This window comes from Paenibacillus sp. FSL R7-0331 (genome assembly GCF_000758645.1).
GTDB lineage: Bacteria > Bacillota > Bacilli > Paenibacillales > Paenibacillaceae > Paenibacillus_AQ > Paenibacillus_AQ camerounensis.
In genome coordinates this window covers 4,419,087-4,437,132 of sequence record NZ_CP009284.1, presented here as the reverse complement: position 1 = coordinate 4,437,132, position 18,046 = coordinate 4,419,087, and the positions used below count along the sequence as shown (strand labels likewise).

Below are 18,046 nucleotides of genomic sequence, written 5' to 3'. Positions count from 1 at the left end.
AGATGCAAAAGGTATTAATTGTCGATGATGAAGATGTTTTGCGCATGCTTATTGAGGATACGCTTGAGGACCTGGAGGAGGTTGAGCTTCATACGGCCGAGAATGGGCGGGAGGCAATGAATAAGCTGACCGGGAACCATTTCGATCTGGTTATTCTGGATTATATGATGCCTGAGCTGACCGGTATTGAGCTGCTTGGCCTGCTTAGTGAAGAGGTGAAGGCGGCTACCCCGATTCTGATGCTGACCGCCAAAGCGCAGGAGGGTGACCGGAGCAGGGCAAGAGAAGCGGGCGCCCGCTATTTCATGCCTAAGCCGTTTAGCCCCATGGAGCTTTTGCAGATTGTGGAGGGGATCCTGGGTGATAAGAAATAACCTTGGTAACATGAGTATCAAAAATAAATATTTCCGCATCATTGCCGGTCTGATCTCTCTGGTTCTTCTGTCCGGTATGGGACTTTTTATTTATATAAATGCAGAACAGGCCACACTGGACCGAAATCAGGACGCGCTTCAGCATAAGGCAGGCACCATCAATGAAATGGCCGTTACACTGAATGAAGTTTTTTTCCGGGCCCGGGGCTACAGCCTGCTCAAAAGCGGCAATGAGCTTCAGCTGGCCTATGATGCGCTGGACAAGCTGAAGGTCGTGCTCAGCGATTACTCTGCACTGAAGCTGTCGGCAGAGGAAGCAAGCTTCAAGGCGGAGCTGGAGACCTTTGTGGACGAGTACCAGAATGTGATCCTGCCCAAAGCAATCAGCTTTGTTGAGCAGGATGACTATACAAGCCTGCGTGCGCTGGCCAGTGAAGGCAACACTCAGGCAGTGAACGAGTTTCTAACCTATACCAAGGCATATAAGATGCGCTCTGACAAGCAGCTTAGCGACATGGTGGATCATTCCCTGAAGCGGACTAATGAATTCACTATGCTGGCCTTCGGTTTAAGTACACTGCTGCTGCTGCTGTTCACTCTGATGATCTGGCGGATTCTCAAGATTCTCATTGATCCGATTGTGAAGCTCGAAGCTGCCAGTAATTCTCTTGCTGCCGGTGAGGCTGTTCTGCTTGGCAAGCTGCATAAGCAGGATGAGATCGGACGTCTCTACGAGGCATTCCTCAATATGGCGCACAGCATCCAGGATAAAGAGGAAGAGCTGATGATGCAGAATGAGGAGCTGCATGCCCAGCAGGATGAGCTTCAGGATCAGCAGTTCAAGCTCGAACGCTCTCTTAGTGAAATCGAGAGCATGATGAAGGCGCTCGACCAGTCGTCCGCTGTAGCAATCCTTTCGCCAAAGGGGATCTTTACGCATGCTAACGAGAACATGAGCGAATATACGGGCTACAAAAACTCGGAGCTGATCGGCTTCACCTTCCGGCTGCTTGATCTGAAGAACATGGAAGCTGCGCGGATGCAGCAGATCGTCGGCAAGCTGAGTACAGGAGGGGTGTGGAGCGACGAGGTTGAGCTGGGTATGAAGAACGGGACACCGTTATGGCTGCATATGACCATCATGCCGTACCTCAACGATGAAGGAAAGATCTACCAGTATATTTTGATTGCAAACAATATTACGTCCATGAAGAATGTCCAGCAGAAGCTGGCGGAGACGCTCAAAAATACGGAGCTGACCAAAATCATGCTGGAGCGCAGCAATCAGCTGAACCATGACATCACCTACACGCTGGACAAACAGGAATTCGCCGAGAAATTCATCGAATTTATGAACCGGCAGTATGCGTTCGACTCCAGCGTCTTTTTCCTGGTCAAGGATGAGATTACTGTGGTTAAGGGTGTTCCGCAGGCGAACGTTGAGCGGTATCTGGGCAGTGAGAGCGGCAATATGCTGTACCGGATGCAGACGGAAAAATCCTATATTACCAAACGTCCGGCGACGGATCGTGAGCAGGGGATAGCGCCTGAGCCGGTCCAATCCTATGATTATTATTCAACAGTTGTCAATGCCGAGAACGAAGTGCTTGCCGTATTCTGCGGGACACGGGTCGGTCATTCCTTCAGTGACGAAGAGATTAACGAGATCAAGGGCATGATGAACCGGGTGGGACTGGCCATCGAGCGCCTGTTCATGTATGAGGAAATCGAGCACGGCCGCAGGCTGAACCGCGATATTGTTAATAATGTTAATGAGGGCATCCAGTTTGTACAGATGGACGGTGACATGCTCCAGATGAATCAGGCGCTGGCCCAGCTGTTTGAATATCACGATTGGTCTGAAGGCGATCTGATTCCGCAAGAGCGCTGGACCGGGCACTTCATCCGGATGGCCAATGAATCGGAAGAGCTGGAGCTGTTCTATCAGAAGGCCATGTCCGAGCATTTCATCGAATCCAGCTCGATGAAGTATTCGATCGGTAAGGATCCGCTTAAGCACGTGGATATGTACGCCATACCGGTCTTCCGCCGGGAGACGCGCGTCGGTACGCTGTTCGTTCACCGCGATATTACCCGTGAATATGAGCTGGATGTAATGAAATCGGAGCTGGTCAGCACGGTCAGCCATGAGCTGCGGACACCGCTGTCTAGTGTTCTGGGCTTCACAGAGCTGCTGCTCTCCAAAACAATGAAGCCGGAGAAGCAGCTGAAGTATCTGGAGACCATACACCGGGAAGCCCAGCGGCTGACCGATCTGATCAATGACTTTCTGGATCTGCAGAGGATGGAATCAGGCACCCAGCAGTACAATCAGGAACCGCTGAATCTCAGCGAGCTTATCCTTGGAGTCATAAATCAGTATAAGCTCAGTGTTAGCCACACTATTTTGCTGGAAGATGAAGCGCACAACGCCGAGGTTGAGGCTGACCGGGATAAGATCGTACAAGTGATGACGAACCTCCTCAGCAATGCAATCAAGTTTTCGCCAGGCGCCAGCGAGATTAAGGTCTCACTGTATAACGAGGGTGAACGGATTATCGTACAGATTCAGGATCATGGACTCGGCATTCCGAAGAATCAGATCGGCCAGCTGTTCCAGAAGTTCAGAAGAGTGGATAACAGCGCCTCCAAGCGGATCGGCGGAACCGGCCTGGGGCTGGCCATCTGCAAGGAGATCATTGAGAAGCAGAAGGGCTCCATCGGTATTGAATCGGAAGAAGGGGAAGGCTCCACGGTGTGGTTCAGCCTCCCGGTATTGTATACCTCGGGGAGCCGCCATGAAGATGATCCGGTCCGGCTGAATACCGACAAGGAGCAGAAGCCCAACGTAATGATTGTTGAGGATGACTACAGCCTGTCGCTGCTGCTGTCGGAGGAGCTGAAGGGGAAGGGCTTCCGCGTAACCCATCATTATCACCCGCAGCAGGCCTTTGACCAGGCGCTCAAGACACCGTTCGTAGCCATTGTTGTGGACCTCATGCTGGGTGAGGAGCTGGATGGCTGGGATCTGATCCGGATGCTGAAGAATGACGAACGCACCGAGCATGTCCCAATCGTTATCTCGTCTGCACTGGATAAGGCTGACAAGAATATGATAAATAATGTGCAGAAATACTTGACCAAGCCCTATCCGCCCAATGAGCTGACAGGCACACTTCAGGAGATTGTGGATAACATCCGGCAGGGGACCGGAGAAGTGCTGTTTCCGGACAGCGGTCATTCAGGAGAATAATCAATGAGATTACATGAACAAGTCCTGGCAGCAGGGCTTGTTTTTTTTGACAGAAAAGCCTTGCCTTATAGTGGACTCTAAGGGGTATAGTGGAAATGAACTGCGGACAATCATTCAAGGATCAAGGGAGGAATTATAAGTGAAGTACAGCTATTTGGGTAAATCTGGACTTAAGGTAAGCCAGCTCTGTCTCGGCACGATGAATTTTGGCCCGGAAACCGAAGAGAAGGATGCTTTCCGGATTATGGATGCCGCACTGGATGCGGGAATTAACTTTTTTGATACGGCCAACGTTTACGGCGGCCAGGAACGGCGCGGCTGGACGGAGGAGATTATCGGACGCTGGTTCAAGCAGGGCGGCGGGCGGCGCGAGAAGGTGGTGCTGGCGACGAAGGTTTACGGTGATATGTTCGATGAGCTTGACGGGCCCAACTCCGGCTCCGGCTTGTCTGCTTATAAGATCAGACGTCATCTGGACGGCTCACTGAAGCGCCTGCAGACTGATCATATCGAGCTTTACCAGATGCATCACGTTGACCGGAATGTTTCGTGGGATGAGCTCTGGGGTGCTTTTGAAAATGCGGTTTCCCAGGGGAAGATTGATTATATCGGCTCCAGTAACTTTGCAGGCTGGCATATTGCCGCAGCTCAGGCACAGGCCAAGGCGCGTAATTTTCTCGGTCTCGTCTCAGAGCAGCATCTGTATAATCTGCTTGAGCGTACGCCGGAGCTTGAGGTGCTGCCAGCCTCGCAGGAGCTGGGTCTGGGCGTCATTCCTTGGAGTCCGCTCGCAGGCGGGCTGCTGGGCCGGAATGCGCTGGTGGGGAGCGGTGTACGCAGCGCCCGTTCAGCCAAGCTTGAACAGAACCGCAGCAAGCTGGAGCAGTTCTCCGCGCTCTGTAAAGAGCTGGGAGAGCATGAGGACCAGGTTGCCCTGGCCTGGGTACTGGCTAATCCGGCAGTTACAGCGCCGATTATCGGTCCGAGAACCATCCAGCAGTTTGAGGATTCTCTGCGTATAACCGAAATTGAGCTGGACGGGGAGACGCTGAAGAAGCTGGATGAAATCTTCCCGGGTCCGGGTAAGCCGGCTCCTGAGGCTTATGCCTGGTAATTAGCATTAGCTGGTAGAACAGAAAAGCAGCGGCTTCCTTTATCAAGGGGGCCGCTGCTTTCATCCCGGCGGTTATTCTGGACTCTCTATAAGAAAATAGGGCAGCGGTAAATGTGACAAAGATGAAAACAACCTCAGTCATGTGATAAGCTTGAGGCAGGAATCCGGCCAGTGGATAGTAAAGGGATCAAGGGAGGCGCCTGCTGTGCTCTTTTATGTGATTGCTATAGCGGTATTTGCGGCAGACCAGGCTGCCAAATGGATTGTGCGGGCGAGTATGCGGCTCGGGGAGATTGTACCTTTCTGGGAGGGGCACCTGACCTTTTCCTATTATGAAAACAGCGGAGCTGCCTTCAGCTCTTTTCAGGGATACGGGAAGTACTTCGCCATTGTGGCGCTGCTGTTTATCGGGGCAGTGTTCTATTACCGGCGCAAGGGGGAATTGCAGGGGCCGCTTCTGGAGGCGGCCAGCGGTTTTCTGGTAGGCGGGGCTGCCGGTAACGGGATCGACCGGGTGCTGTATCATCAGGTGACAGATTTCCTTATGTTCGGTAAGGGCGGGGGGATCATGAATTTGGCGGATCTGGCGATTAATGCCGGAATGCTGCTATTCCTGCTTCATCTGATTCTGGAGCAAGTAAAGACCAGCCGGCATAAGCGGCAGCAAATGAAGGAGAACTGAATAGCTTTTAATTGAAAAGGCTGCCTGATAAGTCATGAAGATGACTCGCCGGGCGGCCTTTTTGGATGCAAATGAGCGGCTGGAACGTGTTACACCTCAGGCGGCAGGCTGCCACGCTCAAGCTCCCCGATTGCCCACTCGCAGAACTCAATAGAAGCTTTCATCGCCATTACCCGCTTCTGGAGCAGCAAATACCGCCCGAAGGTTGTCGCTTTCAGCTCCCGTGTCTCTCCGCGTTCATCTCGCAGTGCCTCATTGGCCTTGATCAGCAGATTATACCGGTCCAGCTCGCTCCGGTTGAATGCAGCACGCTGTTGAAGCAAAGTCTTGGCCTCCTCCGGCTCAGTGAGCCACAGGCTGTAGAGCTTGAAGTGCAGCTCATCGCGCAGGACGGCCGGCTCAGCCGGAAGCTTTACCCATTCCTGAAGCACAGAGATGCCTTCCCCGGTAATGGTGTATATTTTTTTGTCCGGCTTGTCGGATTGCTCAATCCGTTCATGAGTGATATAGCCCTTAGATTCCATACCTTGCAGCAGGGGGTAGATCTGGCTGTGCCCGGCCCTCCACAACGGCTTGATGCCCTGCGTCAGTTCATAGCCCGTCAGCGGATTCGCTGTCAGCAGCGCAAGCAGCCCGTAAGACAGTGTATTCATTACTCTAGTGACCTCCAGTCTATATTCATCCGGTTTTATCGCGAATATTGCCTATATGTCAGCATTGACATAACCATTGTGTAGCTATAACATTAATAAAGTCAAGTTACATATGTAAATATAGACATAATATAAAGGGGGGTTGTTCTTGGAATTTGCAGAAAAAGGGAAGATTCCTTTCTGGCCGGTAATGACCGCTATTTTCTTCGGGAATTTTCTCTCCGTACTAAGTACCACAACCATTAATATAGCTGTGCCGATTCTGATGGATCAATTCGGTTCCGGCCTTCACACCATGCAGTGGATGGTTACCGGCTTTATGCTGGCCACCGGTGTTACAGCGCCGCTGGCCGGCTACCTGGGCGGCCGATTCAGTTATAAACGGCTATATACATTTGCGTTAGCAGGGTTTACTTTGTTTTCGCTGCTCTGTGCTGTCTCCTGGAATCCTGCAATGCTCATTGTATTCCGCATGCTGCAGGGCTCCTGCAGCGGGCTGATTATGGCATGTACGATGACTATCATCTTTCAGGTTATACCGCAGGAGCGGCGGCCCTTTGCTGTAAGCCTCTGGTCGCTGTCGGCTATGGTTGCTCCGGCTGTCGGTCCCACCTTCAGCGGCTGGCTGCTCCAGTTCGCCAGCTGGCACTGGCTGTTCCTGATTAATCTGCCGGTAGGAGCAGCCGCTGTTGTTCTGACACAGCTGCTGATCCCGTATTACCGGATGAATGTTCCGAAGTCCTTTGATGTTCCGGGACTGCTCACGGTAGTGCTCGGCAGCCTGTCTCTGCTGGGAGCGTTCAGCCAGGGCGGCAGCTGGGGATGGACCTCCTGGAAGACACTATCCATGATCGCACTCGGAGTTGTGTTGCTCATTCTTTTTGTTCTTCGCGAGCTGAAGACAGAGGTGCCGCTGCTTAACCTTCGTGTATTGAAGAACCGCCGTTTTACGGCGATGCTAAGCATCTATAGTATCGTTACGGTAGCGATGTATGCCGGAACCTATCTGACCCCGCTGTTCCTTCAGACGGTGGAAGGGGCGACTACGCTCAAGACCGGCCTGATTCTGCTTCCGTCTTCTGTGCTGCTTGCACTACTCAGCCCGGTAGTCGGCAAGCTCTATCCGCGTTTTGGGCCGGTCAGGCTGATCTCTGCCGGCATTGCCTGTATCTTTGCCGGCCTGCTTCTGATGAGCAGGCTCCACGTAGGTATCGCCCATAACTTCATCTTATGGGCAATGATGGTGAGGAATCTTGGAATCGGGCTGGCAAACGTACCAAGCAGCACTGCCTCCATGGAGGAAATCCCCGCGGAATGGTCCGGGCATGCAACCTCGATCAATAACTGGGTGCGCAATGTGCTCAGCTCGCTGGCGATTGCTGTGTTTACCTCGCTGCTCTCCAGCAGGGAGGTAATACATGCCCATGAATTGAGCGGGGCAGGCGGGCTCGCAGGCGCTGAGCTGCATCTGCATTCCTTCACAATGGGAGTGAATGATGTATTCCTGGTTGCAGCGCTGCTGGTGCTGACAGGGTTCCCTCTGATGCTGCTTGTCCATCGGCGTAAAAAGGAAACTGTCCCGGTTGGATTACCTGCGGAAGAGCCTGGAAGCCTTAAAAAAAGGCCGGCTGCAAAATTCTAATATCAGATTATCTAATGCATCTTATCATTAATAATAATGAAGCGGCCCAAATCGGAGTGTTTTACTCTGATTTAAGCCGCTTTTCGTCATTTTATTGGATTAAATGTCAAAAATGACAAAAATGAGTCATGATCAGACTCGTTGATCGTTTCTGATAATTGTGATAGCCTGAGTTCAAGATGTTAGAAGAGTAGAAGATTTTTTGCTAAGGAGAGGTCCATATTGGTGCAACTACAAGTTACGAACAGCCCGTTTGATGAGAACCAGGTCCAACTGCTGAACCGGCTGCTGCCGACCTTGACGGAGTCGCAGCAAATCTGGTTAGGCGGATATTTGTCCGCAATGTCCCTGCGGGGAGCCGGAGCAGCACCTGAAGCTGTTGAACAGCCGGCACTGGTGCAGGCAGCCCAAAGCGCAGTATCTGTTGCCGCCCCTCCATTATCCCGTGAAGTGACGGTATTATTCGGCTCCCAGACCGGCAACTGCCAGCGGCTGGCTGCAAGCCTGTCCCGCAAGCTTGAAGAGCAGGGCTTTCAGGTAAACGTGTCGGCAATGAATGCCTTTAAGCCGAATACGCTCAAGAAGGTGGAGAACCTGCTGATTCTGGTCAGCACCCACGGTGAAGGGGAACCGCCGGACAACGCCCGGGCCTTTCATGAATTTCTCTACAGCAAAAGAGCGCCGCAGCTTGAATCCCTTCGTTATTCAGTTCTTGGGCTGGGGGATACCTCCTATGAATTCTTCTGCCAGACCGGTAAAGACTTTGACCAGCGTCTTGAAGAGCTCGGCGGCCGCCGCCTGAGCCCGCGCACGGATTGTGATCTCGATTATGATGAGCCGGTGGCAGACTGGTTCGGCAAGGTGCTCGAAGCGCTGAACGGACCGCAGAATGCGCCGCAGCTTGCTGACGCGGCCGTCCAGGCTGCTGAGAAGGCGGATGAGCCGCAGTCTCCATTTTCCCGTAATCAGCCTTTCCAGGCCGAAGTGCTGGAGAATCTGAACCTGAACGGCCGCGGCTCGGACAGGGAGACACGGCATCTGGAGCTGTCTCTTGCCGGGTCCGGCCTGACCTTTGAGCCAGGTGATTCTCTGGGCGTCTATCCGGAGAACCATCCGCAGCTGGTAGCGGATATTATCGCAGCAATGGGCTGGAATGCAGATGAAACAGTGCCTTTGAATAAGAAAGGTGATGCAGGTACTCTGCATGAAGCGCTGCTGCGCCATTACGAGATTACGGTGCTGACCAAACCGCTGCTTGAGCAGGCGGTGAAGCTGTCTGCTGCACCTGGCCTGCAGGCATTGCTGGCTCCGGAAGCCCAGCAGGAGCTGAAATCATACATTCAGGGCCGCGATCTGCTGGATCTGATTAATGATTTCGGGCCTTGGAATGCATCTGCAGTCAGCTTTGTAACGATTCTGCGCAAGCTGCCGGCCAGACTTTATTCCATTTCCAGCAGCTATAACGCCAATCCGGAAGAGGTTCATTTTACAGTCCGTGCTGTGCGCTATGAAACGCATGGACGTGAGCGTTACGGTGTATGCTCAGTGCATTGTGCCGAACGGGTACAGCCGGGAGATACCTTGCCGGTATATATTCAGAGCAATCCGAACTTTAAGCTGCCGGTTAATCCGGATGTTCCGCTCATTATGGTCGGCCCGGGCACGGGAGTCGCCCCGTTCCGTTCCTTCCTTGAGGAACGCGGCGAGCAGGGTGCAGGCGGCAAGACCTGGCTGTTCTACGGGGACCGGCACTTCGTAACCGACTTCCTCTATCAGACAGACTGGCAGCGGATGCTGAATGAAGGTGTGCTGAACAAGCTGGACGTAGCCTTCTCCCGGGATACAGAGGAGAAAGTGTATGTGCAGCACCGTATCCTTGAGCACAGCAAAGAGCTGTATGCCTGGCTGCAGGAAGGTGCCCACGTCTATGTATGCGGTGACGAGAAGCATATGGCGCATGATGTGCATGCTGCACTCGTAACCGTTATTCAAGAGGAGGCCGGCCTGAGCCCCGAGGCCGCAGCAGCTTATCTGGAGAATCTGCAGCAGGAACAGCGTTATCAGCGCGATGTATATTAAGGACAGCGGATGGCACCGGAAGGAGAAGATTTATAGTGGCGAATAATGAATCAGCGGTGAAGCCAATCGGCGGACCGCCAAGTGATGTTGAACATATTAAGCTTGAGAGTAATTATCTGCGCGGCGCCCTCGAAGCGACGCTGCGCAATCCTGTAACTGGCGGACTGCCTGAGGACGACAACCGGCTGCTCAAATTCCACGGCAGCTACATGCAGGATGACCGCGATCTGCGCAATGAGCGTGAACGCTCCAAGCTGGAGCCTGCCTTTCAGTTCATGCTTCGCGTAGTTGCTCCTGGAGGTGTAGCCTCAGCGGCGCAATGGCTCGTAATGGATGAGCTGGCTCACAAATACGGCAACGGTACTCTGCGTTTGACGACCAGACAGGCTTTTCAAATGCATGGTGTACTTAAATGGAATCTCAAAAAAACAATCAAGACCATTAATGACACACTGATGACCACATTGGCGGCCTGTGGTGACGTTAACCGCAACGTCATGAGCAGCCCGAACCCTTACCAGTCTGAGGTTCATTCCGAGGTCTATGACTGGGCCCGCAAACTCAGCGATCATCTTGCTCCCCGTACTCCGGCATATCACGAAATTTGGCTGGACGGGGAGAAGGTGGTTGACAGCAAGGCGGATGTTGAGGTCGAGCCGATCTACGGTCCGGTGTATCTGCCCCGCAAATTCAAGATCGGTCTGGCGGTACCGCCTTCCAATGACGTCGATGTTTTCTCCCAGGACCTGGGCTTCATCGCCATTCTTGAAGACGGCAAGCTGATTGGCTTCAATGTAGCTGTGGGCGGCGGAATGGGGATGACGCACGGCGACACCAACACGTATCCGCAGCTTGGCCGGGTAATCGGCTTCGTCCGGCCGGATCAGATGGTTGATCTCGCCGAGAAGACGGTGACCATCCAGCGGGACTACGGCAACCGATCGGTGCGCAAAAACGCCCGGTTCAAATATACGATTGACCGCCACGGGCTGGAGTGGTTCAAAGGTGAGCTGCAGGAGCGGCTGGGCTGGGAGCTTGAAGCTGCACGGGAATACCATTTTGACCACAACGGTGACCGGTACGGCTGGGTTAAAGGTTATGACGGTAAATGGAACCTGACTCTCTATATCCAGAGCGGACGCATTCAGGATGAGGAAGGGTATCAGCTGATGACCGGACTGCGTGAGATTGCCAAAATCCACACCGGTGATTTCCGGCTTACCCCGAATCAGAATCTGATTATCGGCGGAGTAAGCAGTGCAAAGAAACGCAAAATCGCTGATCTAGCCAAGCAGTACGGTCTGACCGACGGCGCGCATCATACAGCGCTGCGGCGCAGCGCCATGTCTTGTGTGGCTCTGCCGACCTGCGGTCTGGCCATGGCAGAGGCTGAGCGCTATCTTCCGCATCTGCTGGATAAGCTGGAGCCGATTATTGATAAGGCTGGCCTTAGAGATGAAGAGATTGTCATCCGGATGACCGGCTGCCCGAACGGCTGTGCCCGCCCGGCACTCGGCGAGATTTCCTTTATCGGTAAATCACCGGGTAAATATAACATGTATCTGGGAGCAGGCTTCAGCGGTGACCGGCTGAATAAGCTGTACAAGGAAAATATCGGCGAGCAGGAAATTGTTGAGACACTGGAGCCGATGATTTACCGCTATGCCAGCGAACGGGTAAGCGGCGAGCATTTCGGAGATTTTGTCATCCGCAGCGGCTATGTCTCTGCCGTAACCTCGGGCCTTAACTTCCATAGCTAAACGTTAGTCAGGTGAGCGGACCTGTTCTCCCAAGCGGAGGACGGGTTTGTTTTTTTGCTAAGCCAGATTAAATTTGGTTTTTCGGCGGTTTTCTTACATAATATATAGAAGCAACAAAAATATTTATAAGAGCCATTATAGTGAGTAATGTGTTCTGTACAGAAGAGGCGAATCAGATGATTATAATGAAAACGATGGAAGAAATCGGAAAAATGCGGGCAGCCGGCAAAATACTGGCTGAGTGCCACCGGCAGATTGCCGGAATGATACAGCCGGGTATCACAACCTGGGAGATTGACGAATTTGCTGAAAAGTTTATCCTGTCCCAGGGTGCTACTCCTGAGCAAAAAGGCTACCACGGATATCCATATGCAACCTGCGCTTCGGTAAATGATGTCATCTGCCACGGCTTCCCCAAGAAGGAGCCGCTTAAGGACGGGGATATTGTAACGGTTGATATGGTGGTTAACCTGAATGGCTGGCTGGCTGACTCCGCCTGGTCTTACGGCGTAGGTAATATCAGCGAGCAGGCGCAGAAGCTGCTCGATGTAACCAAAGATTCCCTGTTCAAAGGTATCGAGCAGGCGGTTGCCGGTAACCGTATCGGCGATGTTGCCCATGCGATCCAGTCGTACGCCGAATCTAACGGATTCTCGGTGGTACGTGATTTTATCGGTCATGGTATCGGCTCGGAGATGCATGAGAAGCCGGATGTTCCTTCCTACGGTCCTGCCGGAAAGGGCCCCCGGCTGAAGGAAGGTATGGTGTTCACGATCGAGCCGATGCTGAATACCGGAAGCTACCGGACTAAGATCGACGCGGACGGTTGGACAGCTCGGACCATTGACGGCGGGCTGTCTGCTCAATATGAGCATACGCTGGCAATTACGCCGGAAGGAACAGTTATTCTAACCCAGCTGTAAAATCAACTTAAATAAACCTGGCCGGTATCATGCTTGCATGATACCGGCCAGGTTTATTTTTTCGGGAATTTCTCCTTATTTGGCTAAATGTGTCGAAATTCACGGCAACCTGACGCGGGAATGTATATAATAATATGAATTTAATGCCGAATGGAATAGAGGATCACTTCATGGCAACAGACAAGAATTGCAAGAATCAGCTGGCAGCGCCCAGTGCAGAACAGTGTATGGATCATTACGGCTGTATTTACGAGAACAACCATCTGATTACCCTGATGATTGACCCGGCGGACGGCAGTATTGTGGATGCGAACCGGGCGGCCTGCCAGTATTATGGTTACCGGCTGCGTGATTTCCGTAAGATGCAGATTTCGGATTTAAGTGCAGAGCAGGAAGCCGGAGCCGGAACCTTTTTAGGCAGTGCTCTGCCTGGAGGGAGATACAGGGGGAATCAGGTATTCCTTGCCAGGCACAGGCTGGCCTCAGGAAGACTGACCGATGTGGAGATTCATACCGGGACCATGAATATTCTTGGCCGTAACTGCGTGTATACAGTCATTCATGATATCAGTGAAAGGATGATTTCGGAGAAGCGGCTGCGGGAGAGCGAGGAGAGGTACAGGGATCTGGTTGAGCTGTGCCCTGAGGTGATACTGGTATACAGCGGAGGGACCATTCTGTTCGCCAATCAGCGGACAGAGAAGCTGTTCGGCATACCTAAGGCGGAGCTGCTCGGCAAAAGTATCGATGATTTCTTCATCGAGGAGCCGCTCAGCAGCTCAGAATACAACAAGCTTAAGGCAATGACGGGCATAAAGGACAGCTTCCGGATTGAACAGCGTTATATCCGGCGCAGCGACCGGCGGATCTATGATCTGGATATTTCCGGCGTGCCGATCAGCTACAATGATACCTCGGCGCTGCAGCTGGTGTGCCGTGATATTACACAGAAGAAAAAGGAGCTTGATCGTGCGATCCGGCTTCAGGAGCAGCGGCACGCTGTCAGTTTTCCGCTGGAAGGCAGAGCGGTTCTGGACAAGCTCTATATACCGGCGAATACGCTTAGCGGGGACTTTTTTATTTTTCACCGGATCAATGAATCAGAGGTACTCGGTATCATCGGCGATGTAGCGGGTAAAGGAATTTCCGCGGCACTCAGCATTTCGGCCCTGCGTGTTATGTTTATGGACAGTTTACAGAGCGGCCAGGACCCGGACCGTATACTGCAGGATTTAAACCGTAAAGCAATAGAGCACATGGGTGAGGATTATATTGCCGGCTGCTGCTTTCAGCTTGATTTTGGCAAAGGCGTGCTCAAGGCGGCTGGTGCCGGGATCAACGAATTTATGTATGTGCCGTCCGGGGGGGACGGGAGGAAGATCACTGTAAAGGGCACTCCGCTGGGAATGTTCGACAGCAGTGAATTTGAGCAGAAAACGGTGTGTTTTCAGACAGGCGACCGTTTCTGTTTTTACAGTGACGGCATGGAACTGCTGTTTGATGCAGATGAGCTTTGCCGGGACCAGGGATATCTTCAAAGCAAAATGACAGGTTCAGTACTGCAGGATGACTGTACCTGGCTGAGCCTGCATATTACTTGAGCCAAGGAAGTGAACTATGGAAACTTTACACAAAGAAGTGATGTTCTGCGGTCTGGGAAACCACCAGAGTATTATCGAAGGCATTATTCAGGAGCTCGATCTGGAGCAATATGCGTTTGATATCCGCCTGATTCTGATGGAGGCTGTAACTAACGCCTACTATCACGGGAATCTCAGCGATTGTACCAAGCCGATCACCATCCGTTATCTGCTGAACGGAGAATTGCTCAATCTGCAGGTGCAGGATTCCGGCGCCGGAGCGCGTGAACTGGTCATACCGGATCAGATCGGGGATGAGCAACTGCTGGAGGACGGCGGAAGGGGACTATACCTGATCCGCTGCTTCTCGGACAGTGCAGAGATGATCCATAATACGATATTTATTAACAAGTCCATATGCACTCACTGAAGCAGCCGCTGTGTATAAGGTGTGCTGAGATTAAAAGGGGAGAATGTAGTGAAGTTAAGTATCAAGGTAAAAATGAGTATCCTATTGTTCCTGATTATCAGCATCCCGCTGACGATCTCCGGCGTAGTCTCCTACAATCTGGCCTCAACAGCCCTGCAGACAACGATTGAAGAGGAGCTGAAAGGAACGACAAGCTCAGCCGCCAAGGCAGTCGGGACCGAGCTTACAGCTGCAGGCAACTTCCTGGATGTCGCCAGCCGCAATGATTCGCTGGCTGCCTTTGCCGGTAATCCGTCAGTACAGAATGCGAAAGAGTCAGCGTTCTCCTATATATCAGGCATTCAGCAGGATAATGCGCTGCTGATGGAATCGCTGATCATTGCCGATGTGAACGGCAAGGTTCTGATAACCAGCAGTTCACAGGCACCGGAGCTGAATGTACAGGACCGTGAATATTTCCGTCAGGCGCTGGCAGGCGAAAAGGCAGTCAGTGAAGTACTTATATCCAAGGACAGCAATCAGAATATCGTGGCTGTGGCCCGGCCGCTGCGCCAGAACGGCAGCATTACAGGTGTTCTAATCGGAACAGTGCTGTTCAATACGATTACCGCGCCGGTTGCTGAGACGCATGTCGGAGAGAGCGGTTACGGCTATATGATTGACCGGACCGGGCTCATAATCTATCATCCCGATGCAGATAAGGTGCTTAAGGAGAATCTCGACGGTAACAGTAATAAGGAGCTGAACGCGCTTGTTCAGCAGATGAAGAACGGGGAGACCTCGCACGGTTTTTATACATATGAAGGCGTCTATAAATTTGTATCATTCGAGCCGGCGGGTAACTGGGTTGTGGCTACAACTGCCAATTACAGCGAGTACATGAAGCCGGCAGCCGAGATCCGCACCACAACGCTCCTGGTTGTTGTTTCGTTCATCGTGATCGCCCTGCTCCTGGGTTATTTCTTCACCACCCGCTACATCATTAACCCGGTCAAGAAGCTGCAGGCAGCTATGTCGCGGGCAGGGAACGGCGATCTGACCGTACATACCGCTATACATACAAGGGACGAGCTGCAGGCGCTCAGTGAATCCTTTAATGCCATGATCGACAAACAGGAAGCCATTATTAAGAAGGTAAGGCACGGCTCAGAGGCGCTGACCTCAATGTCTGAAGAAATGGCAGCTTCCTCTGAGGAGATTAGTGCTTCAATTGAAGAGATCAGTTCCAGTACCCAGGAGATTGCTTCGGGTGCAGAGAACAATAACCATTCCGTTGTTAATGCCTCACAAGTGCTGGTACAGCTCTCCAGTCTGGTGCAGCTTGCCCAGAGCAAGGCTTCAGCAACATCAAAGAATGCCAGTGATACGAATGATGCCGCACAGGCTGGCAGAACGCGTGTCAATAATACGGTTGAGGCTATGGATACAATCAGTAGCAGTACCAGAGACACCGGGGAACAGCTGCTTGCCGTTAGCGAACTATCGGATAAGGTATCGACAATTATTGGTACCATTAATGCCATTGCCGGACAGACGAACCTGCTTGCGCTGAATGCGGCGATTGAGGCTGCACGGGCGGGAGAGCACGGGCGCGGCTTCAATGTGGTGGCAGGTGAGGTCAGAAAGCTGTCAGATGAAACCCATCGTCAGGCGGAAGAGATCAGCGGGCTGGTCTCCGATATGCTAGGCAGAATCAGCCAGGCTGTTGAAGCGATGAGCGGGGCTTCCGAAGCAGTGGACAGCGGTGTGCAGATCGTCAAGGAGACAGACGAAGCCTTTATTCATATCATTGAATCGGTTGAGCAGATAACGGTAAGTGTGCAGGAAATTCTTGAGATTACAAGAGATGAGGTAGCTACCTCTGACCAGATCATCAGGCTGATTGATTCCATGGGGACGATTTCCGAAATGTCGGTCCAAAACACAGAGAGCGTGTCCAGTGCAACAGAGGAACAGGCAGCTACTGTCAATAATTTCGTATCCACAGCCGAGGAGATCAGTGCTATGGCTAATGAGCTGGAATTCCTGGTAGAAAAATTTATTATAAGGGGTGAGTAGCTTGAAGGAGATTACGATAGATATGCCGGCGATATTCTCTGTGGATGAAGCGGGTGCTTTCCGTGAAACACTCAGGGATTACATTAACAGCGGCGAGAACAGCTTTCTGCTGGACTTCAGGATATGCACCTTTATCGACAGTACCGGTCTTGGCGTAATTGTCAGCTTGTACAAAAAATGCGTTGAGAACGGCGGTACGATCCGCTTACGTTCCCTTCACCCGAATGTGCTGAAGATCTTTGAACTGACCCGGCTGACAAATGTGTTCGAGATAGTGTAGCAGTAAGCTAATCAATTTGTATAAAAAGAGGGGCAGCCCCGCAGATCGCCGTTAAGCCGGTCTGCAGGGCTGCCCTGTTCCATTATAGATTAGTCTGTTATATTCCGGGTGTAATATTCAATAATGTCCTTGCGGCGGATAATACCGAGAAAAACGCCGGTGCCGTCAACAACAGGAACGAAGTTCTGGTCTGCAGCAAGCGTCAGCATATCCTCCATCTGAGCCTTAATGTAAACACTCTCATTATGCACATGCAGCTGAATATCGCTAACCTTAACCTCATGCATGTTAGCGAAGCCGAGCCCTGCTGTATTCTTGAGCTTCCATAGCAGATCTCCTTCGGCCAGCGTTCCAGCGTACTTTCCTTCATGATCAATAATCGGAATGGCTGAATAATAATGCTGCTCCAGCTGTTCGATAGCTTCGAGCATTGACATGGAGGAGGTGATAAAAGCGACCTGATCCTTGGGCAGCAGAAATGCTGAGATTTCCATGGCTAATCTCCTTTACAGTGGAATGAGTGCAGAGTTGTATGTTTATTAAACCACAGATTCTATTGAAAGCGCATTAATAAATATACAGCAGTCCAGGGTAATAAAAAAAGATATGCCGCTCCGGACAGTGTGCCCACCCCTGCCAGACCTGACATATCCTTTGAATTCGGGTTGAATTAAGCAGGCTTATTTGCCTGCGGTTTCATTGCTTTCAAGGCTGACCTGCCATTCAATGCCGAATTTATCCTTCAGGCTCCCGTAGCATTTAGACCAGAAGGTCTCCTGCAGCTCCATAGTCACGCTTCCGCCTTCCTTCAGCTGATGGAACCAGGATTTCACATCCTCCTCGTTGCGTGTCACCAGCGCCAGACTGATATTATTGCCTGCAGTAAAGGGCATGCCGGGAAATACATCGGAGAACATCACATTGCTGCCGTCAACATCCAGGCGGGCATGCATAACCAGAGCCTTGGCTGCTTCAGGGAGCGGGTAGTCCGGATTCGGCGGGGCTTCGCCAAAGGTCATAATCTGCGGGTCGCTGTTACCGAATATCTTGGCATAAAATTCTACAGCCTCACGGCAGTTTCCATTGAAATTTATATACACATCAACTGACACTGGCTTCACTCCTCGTAAGTTCATAAGGCAGGGACTTTTTTTCCACATTGTAGCATGGCCTTGTCCAAAGAAAAATATACTTTTGCAGCTAATATGATGAGAGGTG

15 protein-coding genes are annotated in these 18,046 nt (G+C 51.9%); 12 read left to right on the top strand and 3 right to left on the bottom strand.

Translation table 11 applies throughout. The features are described from left to right. The first annotated feature begins 2 nt into the window (after positions 1-2). The 4 genes from R70331_RS19040 (at position 3) to lspA (ending at position 5,423) form a co-directional block, all read left to right on the top strand. Positions 3-374: a response regulator gene (locus R70331_RS19040; protein ID WP_042177967.1), complete on the top strand. Its 372-nt coding sequence runs from the start codon at positions 3-5 to the stop codon at positions 372-374. Next, positions 361-3,627, top strand: a complete 3,267-nt coding sequence (locus R70331_RS30600) for an ATP-binding protein (protein ID WP_156131162.1) — start codon at positions 361-363, stop codon at positions 3,625-3,627. The genes R70331_RS19040 and R70331_RS30600 overlap by 14 nt, the downstream gene beginning before the upstream one ends. Positions 3,628-3,766: 139 nt before the next feature. After that, on the top strand, positions 3,767-4,741 hold the full coding sequence (locus tag R70331_RS19030; protein WP_042177965.1) for an aldo/keto reductase: 975 nt from the start codon (positions 3,767-3,769) through the stop codon (positions 4,739-4,741). A gap of 205 nt (positions 4,742-4,946) precedes the next feature. Further along, positions 4,947-5,423 carry a signal peptidase II gene (gene lspA, locus R70331_RS19025; protein ID WP_042177963.1) on the top strand — a complete coding sequence of 159 codons (477 nt, stop codon included), beginning with the start codon at positions 4,947-4,949 and terminating at the stop codon, positions 5,421-5,423. A gap of 89 nt (positions 5,424-5,512) precedes the next feature. Here lspA and R70331_RS19020 read toward each other — a convergent pair whose 3' ends face one another. Beyond that, entirely contained in the window at positions 5,513-6,076 is a 564-nt protein-coding gene (locus R70331_RS19020) for a PadR family transcriptional regulator (protein ID WP_042177961.1), read from the bottom strand. 148 nt (positions 6,077-6,224) lie between these two features. Between R70331_RS19020 and R70331_RS19015 the strand changes: the two genes are divergently transcribed. The 8 genes from R70331_RS19015 (at position 6,225) to R70331_RS18980 (ending at position 16,828) form a co-directional block, all read left to right on the top strand. Continuing rightward, the gene (locus tag R70331_RS19015; RefSeq protein ID WP_231576316.1) at positions 6,225-7,718 is read left to right on the top strand and encodes an MDR family MFS transporter; all 1,494 of its coding nucleotides are present in this window, start codon (positions 6,225-6,227) and stop codon (positions 7,716-7,718) included. A 225-nt stretch (positions 7,719-7,943) separates the two neighbouring features. Then, on the top strand, positions 7,944-9,797 hold the full coding sequence (locus R70331_RS19010; RefSeq protein WP_042182897.1) for an assimilatory sulfite reductase (NADPH) flavoprotein subunit: 1,854 nt from the start codon (positions 7,944-7,946) through the stop codon (positions 9,795-9,797). A 35-nt stretch (positions 9,798-9,832) separates the two neighbouring features. Then, entirely contained in the window at positions 9,833-11,557 is a 1,725-nt protein-coding gene (gene cysI, locus R70331_RS19005) for an assimilatory sulfite reductase (NADPH) hemoprotein subunit (RefSeq protein WP_042177959.1), read from the top strand. 176 nt (positions 11,558-11,733) lie between these two features. Beyond that, a complete protein-coding gene (gene map, locus R70331_RS19000; RefSeq protein ID WP_042177957.1) occupies positions 11,734-12,480 on the top strand; it encodes a type I methionyl aminopeptidase in 747 nt (248 codons plus the stop codon). A 170-nt stretch (positions 12,481-12,650) separates the two neighbouring features. Then, positions 12,651-14,081, top strand: coding sequence for a SpoIIE family protein phosphatase (locus R70331_RS18995; protein ID WP_042177955.1), 1,431 nt, complete (start codon positions 12,651-12,653; stop codon positions 14,079-14,081). A 16-nt stretch (positions 14,082-14,097) separates the two neighbouring features. Beyond that, entirely contained in the window at positions 14,098-14,490 is a 393-nt protein-coding gene (locus tag R70331_RS18990) for an ATP-binding protein (protein WP_042177952.1), read from the top strand. A 48-nt stretch (positions 14,491-14,538) separates the two neighbouring features. Further along, entirely contained in the window at positions 14,539-16,548 is a 2,010-nt protein-coding gene (locus tag R70331_RS18985) for a methyl-accepting chemotaxis protein (protein ID WP_042177950.1), read from the top strand. A gap of 1 nt (position 16,549) precedes the next feature. After that, the gene (locus R70331_RS18980; RefSeq protein WP_197071350.1) at positions 16,550-16,828 is read left to right on the top strand and encodes an STAS domain-containing protein; all 279 of its coding nucleotides are present in this window, start codon (positions 16,550-16,552) and stop codon (positions 16,826-16,828) included. Positions 16,829-16,917: 89 nt separating this feature from the next. On the opposite strand, the gene R70331_RS18975 is transcribed toward R70331_RS18980, so the two are convergent. Together R70331_RS18975 and R70331_RS18970 are read right to left on the bottom strand one after the other, a co-directional pair. Further along, on the bottom strand, positions 16,918-17,322 hold the full coding sequence (locus R70331_RS18975) for a CBS domain-containing protein (protein ID WP_042177948.1): 405 nt from the start codon (positions 17,320-17,322) through the stop codon (positions 16,918-16,920). A gap of 186 nt (positions 17,323-17,508) precedes the next feature. Next, on the bottom strand, positions 17,509-17,940 hold the full coding sequence (locus tag R70331_RS18970) for a VOC family protein (protein WP_042177945.1): 432 nt from the start codon (positions 17,938-17,940) through the stop codon (positions 17,509-17,511). Between the last annotated feature and the right edge of the window lie 106 nt (positions 17,941-18,046).

Bases quoted from the DNA above. Each gene is read 5' to 3' on its own strand.
- R70331_RS18990 (WP_042177952.1), top strand. From the start codon at position 14,098: ATGGAAACTTTACACAAAGAAGTGATGTTCTGCGGTCTGGGAAACCAC.
- R70331_RS19020 (WP_042177961.1), bottom strand. From the start codon at position 6,076: ATGAATACACTGTCTTACGGGCTGCTTGCGCTGCTGACAGCGAATCCG.
- R70331_RS19040 (WP_042177967.1), top strand. From the start codon at position 3: ATGCAAAAGGTATTAATTGTCGATGATGAAGATGTTTTGCGCATGCTT.
- map (WP_042177957.1), top strand. From the start codon at position 11,734: ATGATTATAATGAAAACGATGGAAGAAATCGGAAAAATGCGGGCAGCC.
- R70331_RS18995 (WP_042177955.1), top strand. From the start codon at position 12,651: ATGGCAACAGACAAGAATTGCAAGAATCAGCTGGCAGCGCCCAGTGCA.
- R70331_RS18975 (WP_042177948.1), bottom strand. From the start codon at position 17,322: ATGGAAATCTCAGCATTTCTGCTGCCCAAGGATCAGGTCGCTTTTATC.